The organism is Tsuneonella sp. CC-YZS046, from assembly GCF_035581365.1.
Lineage (GTDB): Bacteria > Pseudomonadota > Alphaproteobacteria > Sphingomonadales > Sphingomonadaceae > JAWKXU01.
In genome coordinates, this window is sequence record NZ_CP141590.1 from 1,066,263 (window position 1) to 1,092,832 (window position 26,570).

General features: G+C 60.6%; 20 protein-coding genes and 2 tRNA genes. 8 read left to right on the plus strand and 14 right to left on the minus strand.

What is annotated here, in order from left to right:
- Positions 1–158: 158 nt before the first annotated feature.
- The 7 genes from U8326_RS05375 to U8326_RS05405 all read left to right on the plus strand — a co-directional run bounded on the left by U8326_RS05375 (position 159) and on the right by U8326_RS05405 (position 11,512).
- Positions 159–2,015, plus strand: coding sequence for an acetate--CoA ligase family protein (locus tag U8326_RS05375; protein ID WP_324742813.1), 1,857 nt, complete (start codon positions 159–161; stop codon positions 2,013–2,015).
- Between the two features lie 95 nt (positions 2,016–2,110).
- The gene (locus U8326_RS05380; protein WP_324742814.1) at positions 2,111–3,433 is read left to right on the plus strand and encodes an amidohydrolase; all 1,323 of its coding nucleotides are present in this window, start codon (positions 2,111–2,113) and stop codon (positions 3,431–3,433) included.
- A 149-nt stretch (positions 3,434–3,582) separates the two neighbouring features.
- Entirely contained in the window at positions 3,583–4,971 is a 1,389-nt protein-coding gene (locus U8326_RS05385) for a TIGR03013 family XrtA/PEP-CTERM system glycosyltransferase (RefSeq protein WP_324742815.1), read from the plus strand.
- Complete coding sequence (prsK, locus tag U8326_RS05390; RefSeq protein ID WP_324742816.1) at positions 4,968–7,082, plus strand: XrtA/PEP-CTERM system histidine kinase PrsK; 2,115 nt, start codon at positions 4,968–4,970, stop codon at positions 7,080–7,082. The genes U8326_RS05385 and prsK overlap by 4 nt, the downstream gene beginning before the upstream one ends.
- Positions 7,079–8,461 (plus strand): PEP-CTERM-box response regulator transcription factor, encoded by a 1,383-nt coding sequence (gene prsR, locus U8326_RS05395; RefSeq protein WP_416385513.1) that lies wholly within the window; start codon positions 7,079–7,081, stop codon positions 8,459–8,461. The genes prsK and prsR overlap by 4 nt, the downstream gene beginning before the upstream one ends.
- On the plus strand, positions 8,445–10,262 hold the full coding sequence (locus U8326_RS05400) for a tetratricopeptide repeat protein (RefSeq protein WP_324742817.1): 1,818 nt from the start codon (positions 8,445–8,447) through the stop codon (positions 10,260–10,262). Before prsR ends, U8326_RS05400 begins: the two co-directional genes overlap by 17 nt.
- Positions 10,263–10,543: 281 nt before the next feature.
- Positions 10,544–11,512: a bile acid:sodium symporter family protein gene (locus U8326_RS05405; RefSeq protein ID WP_324742818.1), complete on the plus strand. Its 969-nt coding sequence runs from the start codon at positions 10,544–10,546 to the stop codon at positions 11,510–11,512.
- On the opposite strand, the gene U8326_RS05410 is transcribed toward U8326_RS05405, so the two are convergent.
- Together U8326_RS05410 and panB are read right to left on the minus strand one after the other, a co-directional pair.
- The gene (locus U8326_RS05410; protein WP_324742819.1) at positions 11,509–12,552 is read right to left on the minus strand and encodes a DUF475 domain-containing protein; all 1,044 of its coding nucleotides are present in this window, start codon (positions 12,550–12,552) and stop codon (positions 11,509–11,511) included. The genes U8326_RS05405 and U8326_RS05410 overlap by 4 nt on opposite strands.
- Before the next feature lie 110 nt (positions 12,553–12,662).
- Positions 12,663–13,535, minus strand: a complete 873-nt coding sequence (gene panB / locus U8326_RS05415; protein ID WP_324742820.1) for a 3-methyl-2-oxobutanoate hydroxymethyltransferase — start codon at positions 13,533–13,535, stop codon at positions 12,663–12,665.
- A 152-nt stretch (positions 13,536–13,687) separates the two neighbouring features.
- Here panB and U8326_RS05420 point away from each other — a divergent pair, with 152 nt between their 5' ends.
- The gene (locus U8326_RS05420; protein ID WP_324742821.1) at positions 13,688–15,283 is read left to right on the plus strand and encodes an amino acid permease; all 1,596 of its coding nucleotides are present in this window, start codon (positions 13,688–13,690) and stop codon (positions 15,281–15,283) included.
- 88 nt (positions 15,284–15,371) lie between these two features.
- Here the strand turns inward: U8326_RS05420 and U8326_RS05425 are convergent, their stop codons facing one another.
- The 12 genes from U8326_RS05425 to recJ all read right to left on the minus strand — a co-directional run bounded on the left by U8326_RS05425 (position 15,372) and on the right by recJ (position 26,369).
- Positions 15,372–15,848, minus strand: a complete 477-nt coding sequence (locus U8326_RS05425) for a pyridoxamine 5'-phosphate oxidase family protein (RefSeq protein WP_324742822.1) — start codon at positions 15,846–15,848, stop codon at positions 15,372–15,374.
- Between the two features lie 151 nt (positions 15,849–15,999).
- Entirely contained in the window at positions 16,000–16,908 is a 909-nt protein-coding gene (locus U8326_RS05430; protein ID WP_324742823.1) for a DMT family transporter, read from the minus strand.
- A 121-nt stretch (positions 16,909–17,029) separates the two neighbouring features.
- Positions 17,030–17,719: a phosphate regulon transcriptional regulator PhoB gene (gene phoB / locus U8326_RS05435; RefSeq protein WP_324742824.1), complete on the minus strand. Its 690-nt coding sequence runs from the start codon at positions 17,717–17,719 to the stop codon at positions 17,030–17,032.
- A gap of 48 nt (positions 17,720–17,767) precedes the next feature.
- Positions 17,768–18,466 (minus strand): phosphate signaling complex protein PhoU, encoded by a 699-nt coding sequence (gene phoU / locus U8326_RS05440; RefSeq protein ID WP_324742826.1) that lies wholly within the window; start codon positions 18,464–18,466, stop codon positions 17,768–17,770.
- Positions 18,466–19,260 carry a phosphate ABC transporter ATP-binding protein PstB gene (gene pstB, locus U8326_RS05445; protein ID WP_324742827.1) on the minus strand — a complete coding sequence of 265 codons (795 nt, stop codon included), beginning with the start codon at positions 19,258–19,260 and terminating at the stop codon, positions 18,466–18,468. Before pstB ends, phoU begins: the two co-directional genes overlap by 1 nt.
- A complete protein-coding gene (gene pstA / locus U8326_RS05450; RefSeq protein WP_324742828.1) occupies positions 19,254–20,504 on the minus strand; it encodes a phosphate ABC transporter permease PstA in 1,251 nt (416 codons plus the stop codon). The genes pstB and pstA overlap by 7 nt, the downstream gene beginning before the upstream one ends.
- Entirely contained in the window at positions 20,497–21,882 is a 1,386-nt protein-coding gene (pstC, locus tag U8326_RS05455; RefSeq protein ID WP_324742829.1) for a phosphate ABC transporter permease subunit PstC, read from the minus strand. The genes pstA and pstC overlap by 8 nt, the downstream gene beginning before the upstream one ends.
- A gap of 16 nt (positions 21,883–21,898) precedes the next feature.
- Positions 21,899–22,945, minus strand: a complete 1,047-nt coding sequence (locus U8326_RS05460; RefSeq protein ID WP_324742831.1) for a substrate-binding domain-containing protein — start codon at positions 22,943–22,945, stop codon at positions 21,899–21,901.
- Positions 22,946–23,018: 73 nt separating this feature from the next.
- Complete coding sequence (locus U8326_RS05465) at positions 23,019–24,218, minus strand: ATP-binding protein (protein ID WP_324742832.1); 1,200 nt, start codon at positions 24,216–24,218, stop codon at positions 23,019–23,021.
- 113 nt (positions 24,219–24,331) lie between these two features.
- Positions 24,332–24,406 (minus strand) — tRNA-Glu (locus U8326_RS05470).
- A gap of 37 nt (positions 24,407–24,443) precedes the next feature.
- A tRNA-Glu gene (locus tag U8326_RS05475) sits at positions 24,444–24,518 on the minus strand.
- Positions 24,519–24,563: 45 nt separating this feature from the next.
- On the minus strand, positions 24,564–26,369 hold the full coding sequence (recJ, locus tag U8326_RS05480; RefSeq protein WP_416385514.1) for a single-stranded-DNA-specific exonuclease RecJ: 1,806 nt from the start codon (positions 26,367–26,369) through the stop codon (positions 24,564–24,566).
- Positions 26,370–26,570 lie beyond the last annotated feature (201 nt).

The following is a 26,570-nucleotide window of genomic DNA, read 5'->3' on the forward strand; positions in this document are numbered from 1 at the left end:
AACGAAGCGGCCTTTACAGGAAAGCCGTTCATCCCCGCTGTTTTGCGTCCAAAACTCACCCCAGGATAGCGAACGGTTTCCCGTTCGATTGGAAGTGCTGGTTTTCGCCCTTTGTCGACGCCATTATCATCTCTCATCCGCAGGGAAGGGCATCGGATTTGGCGTCGCAGGGGGAAGAGACGGAGCGCGCAAAAGCGCCGCTGATCCTGGTCGAACCGGAAACGGCATTCTGGCTGGCAGGTTCCATCCTTGGACTCATGCAATCGAGCGTGATTTGCGTCGTATCGCTTCAATCTCCGGCCGATCTGGAAATCGACCCGATCAAGGCCGCAATGACCCAACTGGTGCCTCATGCGCGATTGATGCCTCCGGATTCGGAGGCATCCCTGGAGGAGAATCTCTTGCAATGCGTCCATGCCTGGCAGGCGGCGGTCCAGCGGGATCGCAGCGTGCCGGTATTCGGCCCCTGCAGCATTTCGAGAATGAACGGCGGAGCCGAGGGAGCGACAAAAGTACGCTTTCGTTTTGCCGTTCCATCAGACCATCTGGAAGCGACCAGAATGGCGCTCGCCTGGACGATCATGGCGGTCAATCGCCTGGCCGCCGGCGTTGGCAATCTGGATGGCACATTAAGCGAGTTGGGCAATTCGCTCGCAGCAATGCAGAACAGTCTGATGCCTTACGCCATGAAAGGAACCAATGGTTTCCGCTTCATGGAAGCCGCCATGGAACTGGGCATTCCGTATCATACCGTTGTCCATGATATGATAGCCTATGGCCAGGGCAAGAATTCCATTCGCCTGTTCAGCACTATCAGCGAACATACCACATGGATGGGTGGGATCTTTTCCAAGGACAAATATCTGACGGCTCAGGTCCTGCGCCGGTTCGGCTTGCCGGCGCCCAATCATCGGCTCGTATCCGATGAGGAAGCTGCGGTCGAAGCTGCGGCGGCTCTAGGTTATCCCGTGGTGGTCAAGCCAACCGATCAGGAACAGGGAGTCGGAGTTTTTCCATCCATAAGGACGGAAGAAGCGCTGCGCGCGCGTTATGCCGATGCCAGAAAGATATCGAAATTGATCCTCGTCGAACAGCACGTCGCAGGCGAGGATTTCCGTATCACCGTGATGAATGGCGAAGTCATAAAGATCATGAGGCGGCGTCCGGGCGGTGTGACGGGGGATGGAAAAAGGTCTGTCGCCCTATTGCTCGAGGATGTGCGGAAAGCATCGGAGAAAGAGTCCGGGCGCTCGTGGAAGAACCGTGTTTCCCTGAAGCTGGATGATGAAGCGCTCGCCATCCTGCACGAAGATGGATGCTCTCCCGACACTATTCCGGAAGAGGGCGTGTTCGTTCCCCTGCGCCGGAAGGCCAATGTGTCGGCGGGCGGTTTCCATGAACTGATCCCGTTCGATCAGGTTCATTCCGATAATCTGCGCATGGCTGTGCGGGTTGCCGAGATCCTGCAGCTCGATTTTGCGGGTGTCGATTTATTGATTCCGGATATTTCGAAATCGTGGCGCGAAAGCCATGCCATTATCTGCGAGGTCAATGCGCAGCCCCAGATCGGCTATCGTGACACCCCCGAGATATTCAAGGAGATCCTGCGCAAGCTGATGCCCGGCAAGGCCACAATTCCTTTGCATCTCATCATACTTGAGAATGAGAAAGTGCCGAAATTCAATGCCGCCCGAATGGCGGCTAAGCTGGGCTGTAATGGATTGGCATTCCGCAATCGCAGCTGGATCGACGGTTTCGGCTGGTCCAGACCATTCGACAATGATCTCGCTGCGGCCAGGTCACTGCTTATCGACAAATCCTTGACCGGCGCGTTGATCGTGACAAGCGATGAGGAATTGAAGCGGCATGGCCTCGCGTCCGCGCATTTCGATACGATAAAAATTCTATTGGAATCCGCCGATACAAGCCAGGCTTTGAGCGGTTTGATCCGCCTCACCTATGATCTGGTCACTCCTCACTCTCGGCATGTGCAGATCGTTCGCCCTCCGGCCTGACCGTGAAGGCCGGTGGGGCGTTCCTGCTGCGGAGCCTGGTTCATGAGCTTCAGCTGCGAGCTTGCATGGCCGTCGATCTGAGATAGCATGGCATCATGAGAAGGATACTTCTGCCTCTTCTGGTGCTGGCGGCATTCTCTGCTCCGGCGCGTGCGGATGATCTCAAGACGGCTGTCGCGGAAGATATGCTCGAGTTGATGGCGCTCTATCGCGATCTCCACAGTCAACCCGAGTTGAGCATGCAGGAGGTCGAAACCGCCGCAAAGCTCGCCGGGCAGATGCGCGGCCTTGGGTTCAAGGTGACGGAAAAAGTCGGAAAGACCGGCATAGTCGCGGTGCTGGCGAATGGCCCCGGGCCTACGGTGATGCTGCGCGCGGATATGGATGGGCTGCCGGTGGTCGAGCAGACCGGATTGCCCTTTGCATCCAGGCAGGTGGCCATACCGGCCTCCGGCCTCGAAACCGGGGTAATGCATGCCTGCGGCCATGATACCCATATGACCGCATGGATCGGCGCTGCGCGGCTTTTATCCGAACGCCAGGAGCAATGGTCCGGCACATTGGTGATGATTGCCCAGCCCGGAGAGGAGACCGGGGAAGGCGCGGCGGCCATGCTGGCCGATGGCCTGTTCGAGCGCTTTCCAAAACCGGATTATGCGATTGCATTCCATAATGCCGCGCAATTTCCCGCCGGAATGATCGGCTATTCGCCGGGCTATGCCCTGGCGAATGTGGATAGCGTGGACATTCTGGTTTCGGGAGTGGGCGGCCATGGCGCGTATCCCCATACGACCAGGGACCCGATCGTCCTGGCCAGTTCGATTGTAATGAAACTGCAGACCCTGGTGAGCCGCGAGAACGATCCGCTCGAACCTGCCGTGGTGACGGTCGGCAGCTTTCATGGGGGATCGAAGCATAATATCATTCCCGATGAGGCGCGGCTGCAGTTGACGGTTCGCAGCTATAGCGACGAATCCCGCAAGGCCTTGCTTGAGGGAATTTCCCGCATCGCTCGGGGCGAGGCATTGGCCGCGGGTGTTCCGGAGGACCGGATGCCCAAGGTCACGGTTGCGGAAAGCTATACCCCGGCAACTTATAATGACCCGTCGTTCACCAGGGACATCGCGGCTGTGTTCGCGTCGCGGTTTGGGGCGGAGCATGTCCGTGAAGTGCCATCCGTGATGGGCGGAGAGGATTTCGGCCGTTATCGTCGCGCGGACCCGGAGCACATCAAATCGCTGATTTTCTGGGTGGGCGGTGTGTCTGCAACTCAGTGGGAGGAAGCGCAGGCCGGCAAACGGGAACTCCCTTCGCTGCACAGCCCGTTCTGGGCGCCCGATGCCGAGAAGGTGATCGGCACGGCGGCCGAAGCGCTTGCGCTAGCGGCGCTCGAGTTGATGCCTGCTTCCTCCCCATAAGCGATCTGCCGGCAAGTAAGGGCTTGGAAACCTTCCAAGCGAATGCAATCGCTTGGATTTTTAAAGTTCTGTAAAATTTACCGACAGTTCATTTCTCTCGGTTAAGGCGTCCTTTGTCGTCCTTGGGACGTGAAGGGTGAAGGGGAGCAATGATCCGTCTCTTCAAGCATTACATCCCCCATGCCGTGCTGTTGCTGGGACTGGTCGATCTCCTGCTGCTGATGCTTGCGGGTGAATTGGCCTGGCAATTGCGCGCGGGGCAGTTGGATATGAATGCCGGGCATATTGGCGACCGCCTGTCCTCGCTTTCCGTGTTTGCCGGGATTGTGCTGATCGCCATGATCTCGGTCGGCGTCTACGGCGCGGAGGCGCTGCGATCCCTGCGCTATGCGCTGGCGCGTCTGGTCGTTGCGGTCAGCCTCGGGATAATTGCGCTATCCTTTGTCGATTTTGTCGTGCCGGGCCTCGATTTCTGGCGCTCCACCCTGGCCTATGCCATGGTGTTTTCGATCATTCTGCTGATCGTGAACCGCATCGTGGTGGGCGGCCTGCTGGGGACATCCGCGTTCCGCCGCAGGGTGCTCGTGCTGGGTGCCGGCCGGCGTGCCGAGAGATTGCGTGATCTGGCCAATCGCCAAGGCAGCGGTTTCGTGATCGTCGGCTTCATCGGCATGAGCGAAAATAAGCCGCTGATCGAGGAAGCCATCAACCGTTCCGCTATTCACGATCTCAGCCGCTTTGTCGAAAATCTCGGCGTAAGCGAAGTCGTGCTCGCGCTGGAGGAACGGCGCAACGCTCTGCCTCTCAAGGATCTCCTGCGGATCAAAACCGCCGGTGTGCATGTCAATGATTTCTCGAGCTTCATCGAGCGCGAAACCGGCAGGGTGGATCTGGATTCCGTCAATCCGAGCTGGCTTATATTTTCGGACGGTTTTTCCTCCGGCCGCATGATGTCGAGTATCTCCAAGCGGATATTTGACGTCACGGCCAGCAGCTTGTTGCTGCTTGTCACATGGCCGATCATCGCCTTGTTCGCCTTGCTGGTCAAACTGGACAGCAAGGGGCCGGCCTTTTTCAGGCAGACCAGAGTGGGGCTGTATGGCGAGAGTTTCGACGTAATAAAGCTCCGCTCCATGCGGTCGGATGCGGAAAAGGCCGGAGAGGCGAAGTGGGCGCAGAAAAACGATCCGCGCGTAACCCGGATCGGCCGCTTTATCCGCAAGGTGCGGATCGACGAGCTTCCCCAGGCCTGGACTGTGCTGAAAGGCGAGATGAGCTTCGTGGGGCCGCGCCCGGAAAGGCCCGAATTCGTTACGGACCTCGAGGACAAACTTCCGTATTATGCGGAAAGGCACATGGTGAAGCCGGGTATCACCGGATGGGCGCAGATCAACTATCCGTATGGCGCCTCGATCGAGGACGCCCGGCACAAGCTGGAATATGATCTCTATTACGCGAAGAACTATACGCCTTTTCTCGATCTACTGATCCTGTTGCAGACCTTTCGCGTCATCCTGTGGGGTGAGGGCGCGCGATGAGCGGCGGCAGCGTGTTCTGGATTGCGTTCGGCTATTGGAGCCATTTGATCGGCGCGGTTGCCTGCGTATCGCTGGCGGTATGGCTGCTGGGCAGGAAGGAAGGGCAAGCCAATCGCTGGGCGATTATCGCCGCATTGGCATTGAGCGCCTTGTGGAGCCTGATAGCAGCCAGCACTTCTCCGATTTCCCCTGCCGCGCTGCTGTTTGAAAGCCTGCGGAATATAGGCTGGCTTGTCGCGCTGTATTTCCTGTTCGCGTCGGACGGCCGCCACGCGAGCTTGCGGCCGATCCGCCCGGTCCTGTTCGCGCTGGGTTTTGTCGAACTGCTGCTGCCCCTGGTGGTTCTCGCTTCGGTCCAGCCTGGTCTGGCCGCCTCCTTGAAGGATGCGATCTTCCATCTTCTGGTGACATTCCGCCTGATGGTCACGGTCGGAGCGCTCGTGCTTCTGCACAATCTTTACGTGGGTGCGGAGCAGGTGGCGCGCTCGATCCTGCGGTGGCCGGCGGCGGCGCTGGCCGCGATGTGGGTATACGACCTCAACTTCTACACGATCAGCTATCTGGGCGATCGCTTTCCCATCGAACTGGCGGCGATGCGGGGATTGATTACCGCCGCCATGGTCGCGCCGCTCGCGATCGGGTTCAGCCGGCGCGCGTCCCAACTGAAATTCAAGCCATCCCGCGTAGTGACCTTTCAGAGCCTCTCGCTGTTGGCGATCGGCGCCTATCTGGTGACCATGGTCGGGATCGCGCATTCCATCGCCCTCATTGGCGGCGGTTTTGCCCGGCTGACCCAGATCGGTTTCGTGTTCGCGGCCAGCGTCTTTGCGCTCCTGTGGCTGCCGTCGGAGCATATGCGGCGATGGCTCCGGGTAACGGCGGTCAAGCATCTGTTCCAGCACCGCTACGATTACAGGGCGGAGTGGCTGCGTTTTACCCGGACCATCGGTCTCGCAGGAGAAGATGCGCCGCCGCTGCACGAGCGGGCGATCAAGGCGGTGGCGGATATTTGCGACAGCCCCAGCGGCCTGCTGCTGTTGCCTGGCGAAAACGGGAAGCTGGTGCTCGCCGCAAGCTGGCAATGGCCACTGGCGGATGTTCCCGCCGAGGCGATGCCGCCTTCGGCTGTTGAATTCTTCGAGCGGGAGAATTTCGTCTGCAATCTCGACGATCTGAGGAATGGGCACGAGCAGCGCGGCGAGGCCGCGATAGTTCCGCAATGGCTGCTGGATGAAAGCAAGGCATGGACGCTTGTGCCCCTGCTCCATTACGAGCGCCTCACAGGGCTGGTCGTGCTGGCTCATCCCCCTGTCGCCCGGCAACTGGACTGGGAGGATTTCGATCTGCTGCGCGTGGTGGGCCAGCACCTCGCAAGCTATCTGGCCGAGCAGGCGGGGCAGGATGCGCTGAGAGAAGCCAGCAATTTCGACGAGTTCAATCGCCGCATCGCCTTCGTGATGCATGATATCAAGAACCTTGCCAGCCAGCTTTCCCTGCTGGCACGGAACGCCGAACGCCATGCCGACAATCCTGAATTTCGGGCCGATATGCTGCTTACTCTGCGCAACAGCGCCGACAAGCTGAATGGGTTGCTTGCGCGGCTTGGCCGCTACGGCAAGCATGGGGCCGAAACGCTCGAAGCCGTCAATCTGGACGAATGCGCCGCGGATCTCGCCAGGCGGTTCAGCGTAAGCAGCCAGATCATGGTTGTGGAAAGCCAGCCCTGCCTCGTCACCGCGAACCGCGAGGCTTTGGAGCAGGCGCTCGTGCATATCGTGCAGAATGCGATCGACGCCAGCCCGGACGATGCCTCGGTGTTCGTTCGAGTGCGGCGGGATCGCGTCGAGGGCGTGATAGAGATTGTCGATTCAGGATGCGGAATGAGCCCTGAATTTGTCAGAACCCGCCTTTTCAAACCCTTCGTATCTTCCAAGCCTGGAGGCTTCGGTATCGGGGCCTTCGAAGCCCGCGAGTTGATCCGGGCCATGAAGGGAACTCTCGACGTGGAATCCCGGGAAGGGCTGGGCACCCGCTTCTTCATCCGCCTGCCCTTGGCCGAGATGGCGGATCTCATCAGCAAGTTCGATTCCGGCAAGGCCGAGGTGGCATGATGGCCCAACCGCAGATCAATGCAAGCAAACCGAAGATACTCGTCGTCGAAGACGATCCGGGCCTGCAGGCTCAACTCAAATGGGCCTATGAGGATTTCGAGGTGATAGTTGTCGGGGATCGTCCGGCGGCTATCGCGGCATTGCGCGCCGAGGAGCCTGTCGTCGTCACGCTGGACCTGGGGCTGCCGCCCGATCCCGACGGAACCAGCGAGGGTTTCGCTCTGCTGGATGAGATCATGGCGATTAAGCCCGATACCAAGGTGATTGTCGCATCCGGCCATGGCGCGCGGGAAAGCGCGCTGAAGGCAATCGATAGCGGCGCATACGACTTCTACCAGAAGCCGGTCGACATCGAGCAATTGGGCCTCATTGTTCGGCGGGCGATCAACCTGCATCGGATCGAGGAAGAAAACCGCAGGCTGGCGGCAAAGGCGGACGGCGGCAATCGCGTGCTGGGCGGGCTGATTACCGCTGCTCCGGAAATGATCCGCGTCGCGCGCACCATCGAGCGCGTGGCCAATGCCAATGTTTCCGTGATGCTGCTCGGCGCCAGCGGCACGGGCAAGGAATTGCTGGCTCGCGGGCTTCACGATGCGAGCGGCCGAAAAGGCGGGGCCTTTGTCGCCATCAATTGCGCAGCGATCCCGGAAAACCTTCTGGAAAGCGAGCTTTTCGGGCATGAGAAAGGCGCGTTCACCGGCGCCGTGAAAACCACCGAGGGCAAGATCGAGCAGGCCCATGGCGGCACCCTGTTTCTGGATGAGGTGGGCGACATTCCGCTGCCTCTTCAGGTCAAGCTGCTGCGCTTCCTGCAGGAGCGGACGATCGAACGGATCGGCGGACGTAAATCCATTTCCGTGGACACCCGGATCGTTTGCGCCACCCATCAGAATCTGGAAGCCATGATCGGCGATGGACGGTTCCGGGAAGATCTTTTCTATCGTCTCGCGGAAATCGTGGTGAAGATACCATCGCTTGCCGAACGGCCGGGCGATGCGACCTTGCTCGCCAAGGCATTTCTCAAGCGCTTCTCCCAGGAAATGAACCCGCAGGTGAAAGGGTTCGCCGCGGATGCATTGGCCGCGATCGATGGCTGGGGCTGGCCGGGAAATGTTCGCGAACTGGAAAACCGGGTCAAGCGGGCCGTAATCATGGCCGATGGCAAAATGATCCACGCATCCGATCTCGATCTGGAAGGCGAGGAAGACGAAGCGGCCCAACCCCTCAATCTCAAGAGTGCGCGCGAAGCGGCGGACCGGAAAGTGATCCGTCATGCGCTCGCACGCAGCGAAGGCAATATCTCAAGCACGGCCAAGCTGCTGGGCATCAGCCGCCCCACCCTGTACGACCTCCTTAAGCAGTATGATCTGCAAGGCTGACCGCAAGCGATCGAGGCCCTGGCTTGTGGTGCTGCCGGCGATCCTGCTGGCCGGGCCAGCGCTGGGCGAAGGGCGGGGTAATCTGGCGGATGCCCGCGAGGCCTTGCGCCGTGGCGACGGCATCGCGGCAGAGGCCTTGCTGCGCGATGCGCTTCACCGTGGAACCCCCGCCCGCGAGGTAGCCGCGCAGATGGGCGAAGCGGAATTGCTGCAGCAAGATTTCCTGGAAGCGGGGCGCTGGCTTCGTCCGGGAGATTTCTCCTCATCGGAACAGGCTCACGGTTACCGGATGCTAGGCCGGTTGGAGATGATGGAAGGCGATCTCGAAGCGGCTGGCAAGGCCTTCGATGAAGCGCTGCGAGCCGCCCCCCGAAATGCAGTGCTCTGGGTCGATATAGGCCGTTTGCGTTATCTGGCTGGGGATCAGTTCGCCGCACTCGATGCCGCTGAACGTGCGCTCCAGATCGAACCCAAGGAGCCGGGCGCGCTGGAGTTTCGAGGCCAGCTCATTCGCGACAGCAAGGGCGCGCGCGCTGCCCTGCCATTCTTCGCCGCTGCGCTCAAGCAGGCGCCGGACAACCTGAGCATCCTTGGCGAGTATGCCGCAACGCTGGGCGAGGCGGGCCGGGCCCGCGATATGCTCGCCATCACTCGCCGCATGATCGAAATCGATCGTCGCGATCCGCGCGCATTCTATCTGCAAGCGGTGCTGGCGGCCCGAGCCGGTAAGGACGATCTTGCCCGGCGGCTGCTGTGGCGGACAGGAGATGCCTATCGCAAGACACCGGCCGCGATGCTCCTGACAGGCGTGCTGGAACTGCGCGTGGGAAATGTGCAGACGGCGGCGGATGTCCTTGACGCCTTGTGGCGGATGCAGCCCGACAATGGGCAGGTCGCGGTGCTGGTGGCCCGGGCGCTGCAACTGGATGGAAGGCATGCCGAGCTTGTCAGCCGGTTTGCCGAGCTGGCGCGCAGGGGGGATGCATCGCCCTATCTGCTGGAAGTCGTGGGCCGTTCCTACGAAGCCCTTGAACGGCGCGACGAAGCGGCGTTTTTCCTGGATCGCGCCGCCATGTTGAAGGGTGGCCTCGTTGCCGCCTTACCTGATTCTGCTCCCCTCGATGTCCTGGAAGCCCGCTGGCGGGACGCCCCTGGCGAGCCGAGGCGAATACTTTCCTTGGTCCGGCAACTCCTGGCGTTCGGGCACTATGCGAAGGCGCAATCCATCGTGGCGGAAGTCCGGGGCAAGTTTCCCGGTTCGAGCGATGTCCTGTTTCTTTCCGGCGATGTCGAGTTGATGGCTGGCAATCCGCAAGCGGCTCTCGAACATTATCGCCGTGTCGCGCGTATTCGCATGTCCGGAATATTGATGGAAAGAATGGTTAAGGCCGAGCTTGCATTGGGCCAGGCCCAATCGGCGAAATCCATGATCGTCGCCTATTTCCTCCAGCACCCGATGGATGATTCGGCATCGTCGCGAATCGCGCAATTCGCGGCGGACAGGAAGGATTGGCAGCGCGCCGAGGCAGTGCTCGCATTCGCCTTGCGCCAAGGCGGCAATGCCCGCGATCCTTTGCTGCTTGCCAGATCCGCTCTGGCGCATGTCGGTTTGGGAGATAGCAAGGCGGCCCTGGCCGAGGCACGGAAGGCATATCGCTTGCAGCCGGGAAATGCCTATATAACAAGAGTATATGGCTTGACTTTAAAGGCAGCAGGCGAAGAAGGCAGTTCTGGCACGATGCTGGCCAAGGCGGAGCGGCTTTCAACCGCAACCGGGAGCACTGCTCTGGGGCAGCCCTGATCGCATCCCAAAAAGAAAGAGCGACCTTGGCGGCCGCCCTTTCCTCCTCTCCCAACTCTCTTCGAATATCTATGCCGGGGGATTCGGTAACTGGCAAGGGGGGCGCTGCAGTTCCCCCAGGCTGTGCCATACCGCACCGAATGCGCGGCATGAATGGCATGGCATGAATCGATTAACCGTATCCACTGGACAGACCCGGCTAGTGCGGGCACGAGGCCCCAAAATTCAGGAAGGGCCGGGCAGGGGGCAATAGAATCAGTGAGAAAGCCGGTGGCCGCAAAATGATCTTTCGAAATTTGTCCCGCGTCGATCCCTTGGTCAGGCTGATTTTCGCGGCATTGCTTCTTGCTTCCTTTCTCCCTGCCCGGGGCGATATCCGTCCATATGCCCAGAGCGTTTCGGATTGCGCGATTTTCGTGCTGTTCTTTCTCAATGGCCTGCGGCTTCCGCGCGCGGAAGTGGTGCGCGGCATCGGGCATTGGCGTTTCCTGCTTCCTCTGGCTTGCTTTGTATTCCTGGCCATGACGCTGATTGGCTGGGGCATGGTGAAGGCCACAAGCCCATTTCTCCCGCCGATGGTGGCTATCGGCTTCCTGTATCTGGGCGCTCTTCCTTCGACGGTTCAGTCCGCCACCGCCTACAGCTCCCTTGCTGGCGGCAATGTCGCGAATTCGGTGATCGCGGCGGCACTGTTGAATGTGATGGGGGTCTTCATCACCGCGCCGCTGTTTTCCGCGATTGCAGGCGGGGCGCAGAACGGCATGGGCGTGAACGGCCTGGTGAACGTGGTGGTGATGTTGCTGCTGCCATTCGCTATTGGGCAGTTCGCGCAAGGCTGGCTGCGAGGCTGGGTCGTCGATCATCGGTCGCTGGTGACATGGATGGATCGCATGTCGATTGCAATCGCCGTCTATGTCGCCTTTTCCGGTGCTGTCGATGAGGGGATATGGACCCGGATCGGTCTCGGCGAATGGGGTATCCTGATCGCTGCAACGGGTGTCATGCTGATCTTCGCCTTCTACGGCGCGTGGTTTCTTGGCGGATCGATCGGGCTGGATCGTCCGGACCGCATCGCGTTTCTATATGCGGGGGCGCAGAAGAGCATTGCCATGGGGGCGCCGCTGGCAACCATCATGTTTCCCCATCACATTGCGGGGCTCGTGCTGTTACCGGCGCTTATCTATCACCTGGCGCAATTGGTGATTTCGGCGCCGCTCGCCAATCGCCTTCGCGCCGATTGGGCCAATTAGGAGATTGCCGGCGCTTTGCGATTGTGCCGCACCGACCACCACAGCGATATTCCGATGAGCGTTGCCCCGATCAGGCCGGTGATAGTCTCGGGAATATGGAATCGGGCCGAAAGCAGCATGATCGCGGCCAGGACCAGGATGGCCCAGAATGCGCCATGCTCCAGATAGCGATATTCCGAGAGCGTGCCTTTCTGGACCAGCATGATGGTCATCGACCGGACGAACATTGCGCCGATCGACAAGCCCAGGGCTATCACGATCATATTGTTCGACAGGGCGAAGGCCCCAATCACGCCGTCAAAGGAGAAGCTGCTGTCCAGAACCTGCAGATAAAGAAATCCGCCGAGGCCCGAACGCACGACCGCGCCTTGCGCCTTGGCGGCTGCCTCGCGCAGCTCGAGGATCGTTCCAATGGCCTCGACCGTGATGAAAGTGACAATTCCCAACATGCCCGCGACGAGGAAAGTATGCGCTTCATCGCTCGGCAGCATCGATGAAATGCCCCACAGGGTCAGCAGCAACAGTCCGATTTCCGCCGCGGGAACGGCGGATATGCTGGCAAGCCGTCTCTCGATCGCTGCAATCCAGTGAATCTCCTTGTCCGCGTCGAAGAAGAACTTCAATCCCACCATGGCAAGGAAGGCGCCGCCGAAACCGGCAATGCCGACATGAGCGGACGAAACGATCCGTTCATACTCCGCGGGCTGGTTGAGTGAGAGCCGGATAGTGTCGATCGGCCCCAGTCCCGCTGCAATCGCGACGATGGCGAGGGGAAACAGCACGCGCATGCCGAACACGGCAATCGCCATGCCCCAGGTAAGGAAGCGCTTCTGCCAGATCTCGTCCATCTCTTCGAGCACGGTCGCATTGACCACCGCATTGTCGAAGCTGAGGGAAACCTCGAGCACCGACAGCACGGCGACGATCCACAAAAGCTGCGCGGTAGCGGTGAGATTGCCGCTTTGTGCCCATCCATACCATGCGGCGAGCGCAAAGCAGGTGAGGGTGAAGATGATTGAGCCGCGATAAAAGCGAAGCAATTCCGGTTTCCCTTCGAAAAAATGCGGCTCGGGCTAGGAGGAGTTGTCGATCCGCGCAAGCACTTCCGGCTGGGATCTATCTGCTGAGGCGGCTTTTCCGGCAGCCTCGGTCAGCCCTTGGGTTGATATGTCTGCTCGGGGGCGGGAAATGTGCGGTCTTTCACTTCCTGGGCATAACGAACGACCGCGCGCTCTATCGTCTCCGCAATGTTTTCATATCGCTTCACGAAACGCGGGACCCGCTCGAACATGCCGAGCATGTCTTCGGTCACGAGGACCTGTCCGTCGCATTGGGCCGATCCGCCGATACCGATGGTCAGGCAGGAAACTGCCTTCGTGATTTCGATGGCGATGGGTTCCACCACCCCTTCCACCACGATCGCGAAGGCGCCGGCCTCGTCCAGGGCCACCGCATCGCTGACGATCTTCTGTGCTTCGGCATCGCTGCGACCCCGCGCCATATAGCCTCCGAGGATATTGACCGCCTGCGGGGTCAGGCCGACATGGCCCATCACCGGGATGCCGCGCGCATTAAGAAAGGCCACGGTTTCCGCCATCGCCGCGCCGCCTTCGAGCTTTACGGCCGCAGCCCCGCTTTGCTTGAGCAGGTAGGACGCATTCTCGAACGCCTGCTCGGGGGATTTTTCATAGCTTCCGAACGGCATGTCGACAGCGACCACGGTATGATAGCTGCCCCGCACCACGGCGGCGGCATGATTGGCCATCATCTCGAGCGTGACCGGAATGGTGGATGGCAGGCCGTAGATCACCTGGCCGAGCGAATCCCCCACCAGCAGAAGATCGCAATGCGCGTCGAGCAATTGCGCTTGCCGCGCGGTATAGGCGGTCAGCATCACCACCGGCTCGGCCGTAACGCCATCCTTCTTGCGCTGGCGGATGGCCGGAACAGTGAGCCGCTTCATCGGCGCCGGTGTGGGGTTGGCGCGGCTGGTCGAGGTGTCGAGCTGGAAGGTCGTGGACATGGCTGCGTTCTAGCGCCAGTTCGGCGGTGGGGAAAGCCGTCGCGCCACGATATGCGTAAGCTGGGGAAATGCCATCGGTCCTCGCTTGTCAAAGATGCTGAGTCCGGTAGCTTCTTGCGCTTATCCATGCGTTCAGGGTTTCGGGGGGGCATATGCTCGGTCGCGTCAAATCGCTTGATGCCATTATGGCAACTGCGGAAAAGAAATCCCTCCACCGCTCCTTGGGTCCGGTGCAGCTGACCTTGCTGGGGGTCGGCGCTGTTATCGGGACCGGGATATTCGTCCTGACCGCGGCTGCGGCCCAGAAGGCCGGCCCGGGCATGGTGTGGAGCTTCGTTATCGCGGGCTTCGTATGCGCTGTAGCCGCCCTTTGCTATTCAGAGCTTGCCTCCATGGTCCCGGTGTCCGGCTCTGCCTATACCTACAGCTATGCGGTGATGGGGGAATTGATTGCCTGGACGGTTGGTTGGGCTTTGATCCTTGAATATGCCGTGGCCGCTTCGGCGGTTTCCGTCGGCTGGTCCGGCTATTTCATGGGGCTGGTCAAGAGTTGGACGGGATTTGAATTGCCCACGGCATTGGCGGCGGGGCCGACCTGGTCGATGAACGGCTGGCTGCCGCATGCCGATTTTTCCACCGGGGTAATCAATGTGCCGGCCATTGTGGTGGCCCTGAGCGTAACCTGGCTGCTGATGATCGGAACCAGGGAAAGCGCGGTTTTCAATGCAGTGCTGGTGGCCATCAAGGTCACGGCGCTGACGATGTTCATAGCGCTTACCCTCCCGATTCTGGAGCGTGAGCATTTCGCTCCTTTTACGCCTAACGGCTGGTTCGGTCCGGCGGGAACCACCGGAATGGGCGTGGTTGGCGCGGCCGCCTCGATCTTCTTCGCATATGTGGGCTTCGATGCGGTTTCCACCGCGGCCGAGGAAACGAAGAATCCGCAGCGGAACGTGCCCATCGGCCTGATCGGCAGCCTGGGCATATGCACGGTGTTCTATCTGCTGGTCGCGGCAGGCGCGATCGGTGCGATCGGTTCACAGCCCACAGCGCTGGGGATCGCGCCCGGCTCGGCGGAATTCAACCAGCAATGCGCGGCGCTTGCGGCGCAGGGCAAGGAACCGCTGGTCTGCTCAAGGGAAGCGTTGGCGCATGTATTGCGCGCCATCAACTATACCTGGGCAGGCGACTTGATCGGCCTGGCCGCCAATCTTGCGCTGCCTTCCGTGATCCTGATGATGATGTATGGGCAGACCCGCATCTTCTTCGTGATGGCGCGGGATGGGCTGCTTCCGGAAAAGCTGGCCACCGTTCATACAAAGTGGAAGACGCCGCATGTGGTCACTCTTATCACAGGCATTGCCGTGGCGATTGCCGCCGCGCTTCTTCCGGTGGGCCAGTTGGCGGATATTTCCAATTCCGGCACCCTGTTCGCCTTCTTCATGGTAGCGATGGCGGTTATGATGCTCAGGCTGCGCGATCCGCATCGGGTGCGGCCGTTTCGCACACCCCTGATATGGATTGTAGGGCCGATCGCCACCGCGGGCTGTGTGCTGCTGTACTGGAATTTGCCCTATGACGCCAAGCTGGTCCTGCCGATTTGGGGCGCGCTCGGCCTGCTGGTCTATTTTCTCTATGGCTACCGCAAGAGCCATGTCGGCCGGGGCCTCGTGGAAGTGCACGAGGATGATCCGGAAACGCCTCCCCAACCCGTTCCACCTATGCCGGGCGGCACTCAACTGGATTAGGATGGGGGCTGCAAGCGGGGAATGATCTTCCTTGCAAGGCCGCCTTCCTGGAGAAGTCGCAGCCTTGCAAGGTCAGATGCTGGTAGTGTCAGAGCGCGGTTTCCGTATGCTTCGCCTTGTCTCTCACATCCATTCCCAAAGCCATTCGGGCGGCGGTGAGGATTCCAAGATTGTGATCCCAGATTTCGGCTGAACCGAGATCCATGCGCAGCATGGTGACGGCATTGGAATTCAGCCCTTTCGGGAACCATGCCTCCACATGGTTGCCCCAGTGTTTCTTGCGGCGTTCCGGACTGGTTTCCCGGGCCAATATGCCATGGAACCGCGCGAATATATCGTGATCCTGGCTTGCAAACATTGCCGTGGCCGGGCCGGTCCGCGCCAGATGGCTGTCGCTCGCCACATAGAACCAGACCGCACTGTCGGCATCCTTGTCCAGATGCGCCCGCATGGGCACGGCGCTTTCGGGGTTGCCATCGAGTTGAAGGAATAAAAGGGGCGAATCCGTCAATTCCAGCCAGAATTTGGTTTTCAGCCTGTCGGAATTTCCGCTTTCCTGTTTCATGGTGGCCTCTCGCTGTTTTGCTATCTGGCCAACCAACGGAAGCGGCAGGCCTTTGTTCCTTCCCGGAAGAGCCCATGGAAGTGCTGCACGAGAGAAATCTGATCGACCGATCCGCCCTCGGGTTGGATGGGAGGCGGCCAGCGGCGCCTAGTCAATTGCCGGCACGCTTTGCATTGGCGAGGGCGGACAGGAGCACGCCGGTCAGGATCAGCGCCATGCCGGCGCCGTGATAAGCCTGGAGCTTCTCGTTCAACAAGGCAGCCGCCAGCAGCGCCCCGAATAGCGGCATCAGGCTGATAGTCTGCCCAGCAGCTCCGGAGCCGATATTCGCTACCGTTGCATTGTAGAGGAAATAGGCGATGACCGAAGGGAAGATCGCGACATAGGCAAAGGCGGCGAAAATCTCGGGCTTCCAGGGAATTCGCGCAATTCTCTGCGCTTCACTCGCTGCCAGCGGAGCCATTGCAATCGCACCGATCGCAAAGGTGGTGAAGAGAAAGGAAAGCGGGTGAACCTGGGGCGCCAGGCGCAGACAGACCGTATAGACCGCCCAGGCCAGGCAACCGCCGAGGATCAGGCTATCGCCAAAGCCGAAGTGCAACCGCAGGATCGCCATGGGATCGCCGCGAAAAACGATGATCACGACGCCCAAGGTCGATAGCGCTACCCCTGCGACCTGTTTCCATGGCGAGCGATCGTGAAACAGCATTGCCCCGATCAGCAGCACCAGAGCCGGGATCAATGCCTGGATCAGGAGAGCGTTGCTGGCCGTGGTGTAGTGAAGACCGGAATAAAGGAAGGCGTTGAAACCCGCCACACCTACAAGCCCTAACAGCAATATGACCGGCCATTTCCTGCGAATGGCGTCCCACTCGGCGATTACATGGCGCAAAGCCACCGGGGCCAGAATGAGCAAGGCGCCGACCCATCGGACCAAGGCCAGGGTAAAGGGCGGAATGTCGCCGCGCACGGCCCGGCCGACAATGGAATTGCCCGCCCAGAACAGCATGACCAGCCCCAGCATGGCATAGGCGCGAAGTTCCGGTTTTTGCTTGATCATACGCCCGCTTAGATCATCGCACAGGGAAGTGCGAACCGCTTTTCCAGCATTGCATGAAAAGTGAAACCGGCATCAGATCATGCCGCGTGGCGGGGATTTCCTTGCGGCAGGCCGCGCGGGCTCAAACAGGCTCCAGCGAATAGCCGGCGGAACGCACGGTCCGGATCGGGTCCGGCGCTCCCTCCATTTCAATTCCCTTGCGCAAGCGTCTGATATGGACGTCGACAGTGCGTTCCTCGATCTCGCTGCCTGTCCCCCACACCGCATCGAGCAGCTGGTTGCGGGAGAACACCCGCCCGGGATGTTCCATGAAGAATTTCAGCAAGCGATATTCGGTCGGGCCCAGCGCGAGCTTGCGGCCGCGCCGTTCGACCCGATGCGCGGTGGGATCGAGGTTCAGGTCGCCCACCACCAGGCTTTCCCCGGCAAGCGCCGGCCTCACGCGCCGCAACACTGCGGACACCCGCGCCAGCAATTCGCGAGGGCTGAACGGCTTGGTCACATAATCGTCGGCGCCGGTATCTAGCCCGCGGATTCGATCATCCTCCGCGCCGCGCGCGGTAAGCATGATGATCGGCACATTGGCGGTTTCCTTGTTGCGGCGCAGGCGGCGGCATACCTCGATCCCGCTGGTGCCCTCGATCATCCAGTCCAGGATGATGAGATCGGGCAGATCTTCCACGGCAAGGATGAGGGCTTCGTCACCGTCGTCGGTGACTTGCACCTGATAGCCTTCGCCCTTGAAGCGGAACTCGAGCAGTTCGGCCAGGGCGGGGTCGTCTTCGACAAGGAGAAGTTTGGGTAGCGGCAAGGCAAATTCCTGACTTATCCGTCCCCATTCCGCAAAATTGTTACAAAGTTATGACACAATCGGGTCGTTGGATCGACCATCATCCTCCGATTCCGGCGGATAATTGCCGGTTGCGGCGTAATAGACCATTTCGGCCACATTCGTGGCATGGTCGCCGATCCGTTCGATGCTGCGGGCGACAAACAGCAATTGCGCCGCGCTGCTGATCGTCGCCGGGTTTTCCACCATGTATGAAACCAGATTGCGGAAGATGCTGTTGTAGAAAGCATCGACCTTCTCGTCCTGCTTGATTACCTCAAGCGCCAGCACTGGGTCCCGCGCCCCATAGGCGGTCAGGACATCGTGAACCATCTCCACGGCCAGTTCTCCCATCGCCGGGAGAAGGGTGAGAGGCTCGAACTGCTTCCGGCTCTCGATGTCGCCGATCCGCTTGGCAATGTTCTTGGCATAATCGCCGATCCGTTCCACCACGCCGGCGATCTTCAATGCGGCAATCACTTCGCGCAGATCGTCCGCCATCGGCGCGCGCAAGGCGATGACGCGGACGGAAAGCTTGTCGACCTCGGTTTCCAGCAAGTCGATCTTCTTGTCCCGAGCGATCACCCCCCGGGCAATATCGTTGGAGCCCTTGACCAGCGCATCGAGCGCTTCCTGTATCGAGAGTTCGGCCAGGCCGCCCATTTCGGCGATCAGGCCGCGCAGACGGGTGATGTCCTCGTCGAACGCCTTAACTGTATGTTCCGCCATCAGCCATACCGCCCTGTGATGTAATCCTTCGTGCGCTCCTCGCGCGGATTTGTGAAGATGTCGCTTGTTTGTCCATATTCCACCATCGTGCCGAGATGGAAAAATGCGGTGCGCTGCGATACTCGTGCGGCCTGCTGCATGGAGTGGGTTACGATCACGATGGCGTAGCGCCCGCGCAGCTCGTCGATCAGTTCCTCGATCTTGGCGGTGGCAATGGGGTCAAGCGCGGAGCATGGCTCGTCCATCAGGATCACTTCGGGATCGACAGCGATGGCCCGCGCAATGCAAAGGCGCTGCTGCTGGCCGCCCGAAAGCGCCGTGCCGCTATCGGTGAGGCGATCCTTCACCTCTTCCCACAGGCCGGCCCGACGCAGGCTGCGCTCGACGATCGAGTCCAGATCCGCGCGGCTTTCAGCCAGTCCGTGAATGCGGGGGCCATAGGCAATGTTCTCGTAGATGCTCTTTGGAAACGGGTTGGGCTTCTGGAACACCATGCCCACTCTCGCGCGCAATTGCACCACGTCCATGCCGGAATGGTAGATATCCTCACCGTCCAGCGAGATCTCTCCTTCCACCCGTGCGCCCGGGATGGTGTCGTTCATCCGGTTCAGGCTGCGCAGGAACGTGGATTTCCCGCAGCCGGACGGGCCGATGAAGGCCGTGACGTAACTCACGGGAATATCGATCGATACGTCGTCTATGGCTTTCTTGGCGCCGTAGAAGATGGAGACATTGCGGGCGCTCATCTTGGCGCCGTTGCTCTCGTCGATCTGGGGAAGTTCGTCTGTCACCATTTTCTCTCGAAGCGATTGCGCAGGTATATCGCGAGCCCGTTCATAACCAGAAGGAACAGCAGCAGCACGATGATTGCAGCCGAGGTGCGTTCGACAAATCCGCGGTCGATCTCGTCGGACCACAGAAAGATCTGCACGGGAAGCACTGTTGCGGGGGAAGTGAAACTGTCGGGCGGCGTGGCGACGAAGGCCCGCATTCCGATCATCAGCAGCGGAGCGGTCTCACCCAGCGCGCGCGCCATTCCGATGATCGTTCCGGTGAGGATGCCCGGCAATGCGAGCGGCAGGACATGGTGGAACACCACCTGCACGGGCGATGCGCCGATGGCCAGCGCTCCGTCGCGAATGGAAGGGGGTACGGCCTTGATCGCATTGCGTCCGGAGATCACGATAACCGGCATCGTCATCAGCGCCAGGGTCATACCGCCGATCAGGGGGGCGGACCGGAAATTCGGGAAGATCGACAGGAATACGGCCAGGCCGAGCAATCCGAAAATGATCGACGGAACCGCGGCGAGATTGTTGATCGATACTTCGATTATGTCGGTCCAGCGGTTCTTCGGCGCATATTCCTCAAGATAAAGTGCCGCGAGCACGCCGATGGGGAAGGCCAGGACGAGGGTTACGAGCATCGTGAGTATCGAGCCTTTGAGCGCGCCCCAGATGCCGACCATTTGCGGATCGGTGGCATCGGCGCGGTTCAGGAAACCCCAGTCGAACCGCCGTTCCAATACGCCTGCCTTGCTGAGTTTTGCCGCGAGGGGCTGCAGGTCGGCCTTGCCATCTCCGCGCAATGCGGTCGCCATGTCTTCTCTTGCAGGCAGCCAGAAGGTTGTTGTGCCTGCGAGGAGCGAAGGCTTTGCGATGATCTCTCTTGCCGCGTCGCGCCACGCATTCTGGCCAAGTTGGGCCGCTCCATCCGCCCCGAGTGCCTTTTCGGCCGCGGTCTGGATTACCATCGGCAGGCCTGATCTTTCGAGCACCCCTTGCGGATCAGGCTGTTCGAGCGCGCGAGGGTCGACGGTCATTCCCGCCTCGCGGAAATCGACCGGAACCTTCATTTCCACGCGCTGGAACCCGCCCACGCCATTCATCGTCATGTTGAAGATAAGCAGGGCGAGAACGGCCACGGAGAATAGAACCGCAAGCAGGCCAAGTATCTTGAAGCGCTTCTCGGCGGCATAGCGCTTCTTGAGCCGGCCCTCGAAAGCGGCCGTGCGGGTCGGGCGAATTTGCTCACTCATATGCTTCGCGGAACCGTTTGACGACGCGCAAGGCAATGAAATTAAGCCCGAGCGTGACGAGGAAAAGAACCATCCCGAGCGCGAACGCGCTGAGAGTGGCGGGATGATCGAAGCTGCCTTCGCCGGTCAGCATCGCCACGATCTGGAACGTGACCGTCGTCATGGCTTCCAGCGGATTGGCTGTGAGATTCGCCGCCGCGCCCGCCGCCATCACCACGATCATCGTTTCGCCGATAGCGCGGCTGATGGCCAGCATCACTCCGGCGACGATGCCGGGGAGAGCGGCGGGAATGAGAACCCGGCGGATGGTTTCGGATCGGGTCGCGCCCATTGCCAGGCTGCCATCGCGCATGGCCTGGGGGACGGCGGCGATCGAATCGTCCGCCATCGACGACACGAAGGGAATGATCATCACGCCCATGACGAGGCCGGCGGCGAGCGCGCTTTCGCTGGATGCGTTGGAAATGCCGACGGCGAGGGCGGCGTCGCGGATCGCCGGCGCGACAGTCAAGGCGGCGAAATAGCCATAGACCACCGTGGGAACGCCCGCGAGAACTTCCAGAGCCGGTTTGAGCCACTTGCGCCAGCTGGGGGCGGCATATTGGGTGAGATATATCGCGCTCATCAAGCCAAGCGGCACGGCCACCAGCATGGCGATTATGGCGCCTATGTAGATCGTGCCCCAGAAAAGCGGAATGGCGCCGTAACGGTCGGGGTCCGGATTGGCGGGGTTGCTCATCGGGTCCGGCCCCCAATGCGTGCCGAACAGGAAATCCGAGGGCGAGACCATGCCGAAGAAACGTATCGTCTCGAAAACGAGCGAAACGATGATTCCGAGCGTGGTGAGAATTGCGACCAGCGAGGCAAGCAGGAGAAACGCCATCACGGTGCGCTCAACCTGTGTCCGCGCCCTGAAATCCGGTTTCAGGCGCAGAAACGCCCAGGCGCCGCCGGCAAAGGCGATAATCAGCGTGATGGCAATGCCCATCAGGCGTATACGGAAGAAGGCAATGCGATATGGTTCGACCAGCGCTTCCGCCGCGGGGTTGAATACACCCCGGGCAGCGCCGCTCGCCACGGCCGCAGCCTCATTCAATACGTTCTGGCGCTCGAAGCCGAACTCGGGAAGATTGGCCGCCGCAGGATCGGCCAGCACCGAATTGGTTGCGATCTGCGGAGCCACCATGCTCCACAAGACGATGAAGATCAGAGTGGGAATCACCGTCCAGAGTGCGACATACCACCCATGATAGCTGGGCAGGGCGGCAATCCGCCCGCCGTCCGCCTGGCGGCGAAAGCTCCATGCCCGGCCGCGTGCCGCCAGCCACGCAACAAGCCCCAGCCCAAAGGCGAGGAGAAGCAGAATAGCTGGCGACATGGTTCTTCGGCAATCCTTACTTCAGGTCGTCGCCAGTCATCGGCGTGAATTTGGTGGCATTATCCAGGTTCTTGGCCAGCACGTCATCCGGTGACACGACCATGCCGACTTGCGCCAGCATTCCGCCTTTGCCCCAGCTTTTTGTCCATTCCGTGACATATTGCTTGAGGCCCGGAATTGCGTCGAGATGCGCCTTCTTCACATAGATATAAAGCGGGCGGGCGCCTGGATAGGAAAAACTGGATATCGTCTCATAAGTCGGCTCGACACCGTTCATGGCCAGGCCGTTGAGCTTGTCGGCATTTTCTTCAAGGTAGCTGAAGCCGAAAACGCCAATTGCCTTGGGGTTGGCTTCGATCTTCTGAACGATCAGATTGTCGTTTTCGCCCGCATCGACATAGCCGCCGTCATTGCGCACCTCGGTGCAGACCTTCTTGAACTCGTCCTCATCATTCTTCTTCAGCTCTTCCATGGCGGGGTCGGTTTTGCAGCCGACTTCGAGAATCAGCTCCTTGAGTGCATCGCGGGTGCCGGAAGTCGAAGGCGGGCCATACACCAGTATGGGGTCGGCCGGCAGGGAGGGATCAACGTCCTTCCAGGTCTTCGCGGTCTGGTCCTTGCCGAACGGCTTGGCCGCCAGAGCCTTGTATATGATGGCTGGAGTCAGCTTGAGGTTCTGGCCGCGCTTGGCATCGGCAAAGGCGATACCGTCGAGGCCAACCTGTATTTCCACGATTTCCTTGACGCCATTGGCCTGGCACTCTTCGAATTCGGATTTCTTTATCCGGCGCGATGCATTCGCGACATCGGGATGTTGCGCGCCGACGCCGGCGCAGAAAAGCTTCATCCCACCGCCCGTGCCGGTCGATTCAATGATCGGGGACTTGATGTCGGGATTCGATCTGGCAAGAGATTCTGCAACCGCCTTGGCAAAGGGGTATACGGTCGATGATCCGACTGCGCGGATCGAATCGCGTGTCGCGCTACCGGCGTTGCTGCCGCAGGAGGCAAGCAGAGCGCTGGCTGCGATAACGGGCAATGCCATTACAACCGACTTCTTCATGATGAGGAGCTCCCTAGTCGGAACCGTCACACGGCGGCTCACAGCCGCGCGGTGTGTAGTTTTTGTGACGTCGTCATGACAAGTGCCCGGTGTCTTCCACAATCGTCGGGAAACGGACGGTTACAGTCGTCCCTTGTCCCTGCTTGCTCGAGATGTCCAGGCGTCCCCGGTGGCGCTCCACAATGTGCTTGACGATTGCCAGGCCCAGGCCGGTTCCGCCCGCGGCGCGGCTGCGGCCGGGATCGGTGCGATAAAAGCGCCTCGTCAAATGGGGAATATGTTCCGGCGAGATACCTTCCCCGCGATCCTTCACCGCGAGCCGGGCAAAGCCATTCTCGTCCTTGTCCAGGGTGACAGTGACTTTTTCGCCCGCCGCTCCGTATTTGAGCGCATTGTCCACGAGATTGCGCACAAGCTGTTCGATTTGTTGCCGATCGCCGCGAATATAAAGCGGCGTATCGGACTTGATGACTTCGATTCGAGGCTTGTCTTCCGGCCTGCCGGCATCCCGCGCGGCCTGGGCGGAAGTTCCATTAAGCTCCAGCCGCTCGTTCGGCTGATCGTGTTTTTCCGCTTCGACGCGGGAGAGGGACATCAGATCGTCGACCAGGCTTTCCAGCCTCCGGGCTTCGTTCAGGACGATCTCGTAGAAGCGGGACTTGGTCTTTCCATCGACTTGCTGTTGCGAATCCGCCAAGGTTTCCATGTAACCGATGATGGAAGCCAGCGGGGTTCGCAGTTCATGGCTCGCGTTGGCGACGAAATCGGTATGCGCGCGGCTGATGTCCGCTTCAGCGGTCCGGTTGACGAGCTCCACCATCCAATATCGCTCATCAACCGGATATCGGCTGATTTGCCAGATGCTCCTCGGCCCTGTGAGACCGGCTATGGTCGCGCTTCCGCCTCCCTGCCGGTCGAGCAGTTCCACCGCGGCCGGATGGCGCAAGGCCACCCGCGCGTCCTGCCCCACCACATGCGGGCCGAGGGCTTCTCTGGCGGCGGAATTGGCGATCAGGATGCGGTTGCGGTCAAGCAACAGCAGGGGAAGGCCGGAATGCTCGATCAGGTCGCGCATATTGTCCCGGCTGATTTTGACGCCGAGCCGTTCCGAACTTTGCGCCTGCGGCGGTGGCTGGGTGATCCAGAGGGTGGCGATCCAGAGGACGACCACCGCCAGAACAAGGAACGGATCGCTGCCTGCAGCAAGCATGAAGCCGCCACTGGCAAGGGCCAGCAGGATGCCGGGCCAAGGCAGGGGACGGCGCTGATTCATCGCGAGCGCCCTTAACGGCAAGGCTCTGGAAGAACCAGCCCATTGTGACAGCTTGTGACATGACCTTGCGGAACTGCGCGGTCTTTACCGGGAACACAGGGGATCGGTCTGAATGGTGACCCCTACGGGAATCGAACCCGTGTTTCAGCCGTGAGAGGGCCGCGTCCTGACCGCTAGACGAAGGGGCCTTGTGCCGGTGCGACAGAACTTGCTGTCTGCGCACCGTGGTGACCCCTACGGGAATCGAACCCGTGTTTCAGCCGTGAAAGGGCCGCGTCCTGACCGCTAGACGAAGGGGCCACGTCGGTGGCGTGGCCGCGCACTTAGGGGGAGCGATTGGCAGGGTCAAGCCCTTGTCGCATTGTCCGCCCAGGCGGCATCCTCAATATGCAATTCCGCCTGGCGCTTGCTGGCCCAATCGTCGATTTTCGCACGCCCGACCAGCCAGAGCGCGCGGTTGCGGGAGCCATGCAGCAGTGTCTGGCCCAATTCACTTTCCGCTGCGCGAAACGCAACGGCCTTGAAAGAGGCGCCATCATTGCCCCTGGCGATCACGCGCACATGATCCTTCCCCACAATATCGGCCTTCAGCACGCGGATGGGACCGACCGCGACCCTCGGTCCGGGCCAGCCCACGCCAAAAGGACCGGCACGTTCCAGCGTCTCCACCAGCTCTGGCGTCAGCCCCCCAGGCGCCAGACCGATATCGACGAGCATTTCCTGATTTGCCGTGGCGCTTGCAACGGCGGAGCCGAGCCGGTCATCTAGCCAATCGGCCAGATGTGAAAGCTTGTCCGATTCGATCGTCAGGCCCGCAGCCATCGCGTGTCCGCCGCCAGCCACCAGCAGGCCTTGCTCACGCGCACCGATGATCGCTGCCCCAAGGTCCACGCCCGTGATCGACCGGCCCGATCCCTTGCCCAGACCGTTTCCATCGGCGCCCAGCGCGATCACCAATGCCGGCTTGCCCGTCTTCTCCTTCAGGCGGCCGGCAACTATCCCGATCACGCCGGGATGCCAATCGTAACCGGCTGCAACGATCACGGCCCGGTTATGCTGCGCATCCAGCTGGGCCTCGGCGGCTTCCTGCACAGCAGCCTCGATCGCTCGCCGCTCCTCGTTCAGGGCTGAAAGCTGTGTTGCGATAGCCCGTGCTTCTTCCGGATCTTCGGTGGTGAGAAGGCGGACACCGAGGGTCGATTCGCCGACACGGCCGCCTGCGTTGATTCTCGGCCCAAGGGCAAACCCCAGATCGCTGCACGTAGGCGCGCGGTTGAGGCGGCTTGCATCTATCAGCGCCGCCATGCCGGTGTTTTCCCGCCGGGCCATCACTTTCAGGCCTTGCGCTACCATCGCGCGATTCAGGCCATGGAGCGCGGCGACATCCGCCACCGTTCCAAGTGCGACGAGATCGAGCAGAGCGAACAGGTCCGGCTCGGCCCTGGTTTCAAAGAAGCCGCGATGGCGCAAGGTGCGCAACGTAGCGATGGCAAGCAGAAAGGCGACCCCGACCGCTGCCAGATGCCCATGCGCGGCGGCCAGATCGCTCTCGTCGAGCCGGTTGGGATTGACGAGAGCGGTGGCGACCGGAAGCTGCGCCGAACATTTGTGGTGATCCACCACGATCACGTCCACTCCGGCTGCGTGTGCTTGGGCGAGGGCATCATGCGCCATCGCTCCGCAATCGACCGTGACGATCAGGCTGCTGCCATTGGCGGCAAGCCGGACGAGCGCTTCCGCGCTGGGGCCATATCCTTCCAGCAAGCGATCGGGAATGTAGAAATCCGCGCTGTGCCCCAGGGCTTTCACAAGCCTCACCAGCAAGGCGCTGCTGGTTGCGCCATCCACGTCATAATCTCCGTAGATCGTGATCTTCTCGCTGGTAAGGATTGCCTGGGCAAGCCGTTCCGCCGCGACATCCATGTCTCTGAAGGCGGATGGGTCCGGCAGGAATTCCCGCAAGGTCGGATTGCTGTGGCGGGCAATATCCTCGCGAGCTACGCCTCTTGCCAGCAGAAGCTGGGAAATGATGTCATCCTGCAGACCGGCGGCGCCTGCCGCCATGTCCATGTTGCCGCCGCGCCAGCGCCATGCCCGCCCGCCGAGCGAGCAGTCCACTCCCAATGCAGTCATTGCCACGCGAGAAACCATTCCTCTCAACTAGACTACGCATAGGAATGCGCAAAGATTGATCGGTCAGTTTCCCCATACGAATTTGCAGGCGCGATGGCTGCGAATCGATTATGAAGCGATCATACTTTGTCAGGGAGTTGGGTGGATGGGTGTTGCTCGCAAGGCGTTGCTTCTTTCGGCTGTGTGTGCGGTGGCTGGCGCTGCCGTGTCGGTATATGC

Coding starts and splice junctions, on each gene's coding strand:
- U8326_RS05380 (WP_324742814.1), top strand. CDS start 2,111: ATGAGAAGGATACTTCTGCCTCTTCTGGTGCTGGCGGCATTCTCTGCT.
- U8326_RS05385 (WP_324742815.1), top strand. CDS start 3,583: ATGATCCGTCTCTTCAAGCATTACATCCCCCATGCCGTGCTGTTGCTG.
- prsK (WP_324742816.1), top strand. CDS start 4,968: ATGAGCGGCGGCAGCGTGTTCTGGATTGCGTTCGGCTATTGGAGCCAT.
- prsR (WP_416385513.1), top strand. CDS start 7,079: ATGATGGCCCAACCGCAGATCAATGCAAGCAAACCGAAGATACTCGTC.
- U8326_RS05400 (WP_324742817.1), top strand. CDS start 8,445: ATGATCTGCAAGGCTGACCGCAAGCGATCGAGGCCCTGGCTTGTGGTG.
- U8326_RS05405 (WP_324742818.1), top strand. CDS start 10,544: ATGATCTTTCGAAATTTGTCCCGCGTCGATCCCTTGGTCAGGCTGATT.
- panB (WP_324742820.1), bottom strand. CDS start 13,535: ATGTCCACGACCTTCCAGCTCGACACCTCGACCAGCCGCGCCAACCCC.
- U8326_RS05420 (WP_324742821.1), top strand. CDS start 13,688: ATGCTCGGTCGCGTCAAATCGCTTGATGCCATTATGGCAACTGCGGAA.
- U8326_RS05425 (WP_324742822.1), bottom strand. CDS start 15,848: ATGAAACAGGAAAGCGGAAATTCCGACAGGCTGAAAACCAAATTCTGG.
- U8326_RS05430 (WP_324742823.1), bottom strand. CDS start 16,908: ATGATCAAGCAAAAACCGGAACTTCGCGCCTATGCCATGCTGGGGCTG.
- phoU (WP_324742826.1), bottom strand. CDS start 18,466: ATGGCGGAACATACAGTTAAGGCGTTCGACGAGGACATCACCCGTCTG.
- pstB (WP_324742827.1), bottom strand. CDS start 19,260: ATGGTGACAGACGAACTTCCCCAGATCGACGAGAGCAACGGCGCCAAG.
- pstA (WP_324742828.1), bottom strand. CDS start 20,504: ATGAGTGAGCAAATTCGCCCGACCCGCACGGCCGCTTTCGAGGGCCGG.
- pstC (WP_324742829.1), bottom strand. CDS start 21,882: ATGTCGCCAGCTATTCTGCTTCTCCTCGCCTTTGGGCTGGGGCTTGTT.
- U8326_RS05460 (WP_324742831.1), bottom strand. CDS start 22,945: ATGAAGAAGTCGGTTGTAATGGCATTGCCCGTTATCGCAGCCAGCGCT.
- U8326_RS05465 (WP_324742832.1), bottom strand. CDS start 24,218: ATGAATCAGCGCCGTCCCCTGCCTTGGCCCGGCATCCTGCTGGCCCTT.
- recJ (WP_416385514.1), bottom strand. CDS start 26,369: ATGGTTTCTCGCGTGGCAATGACTGCATTGGGAGTGGACTGCTCGCTC.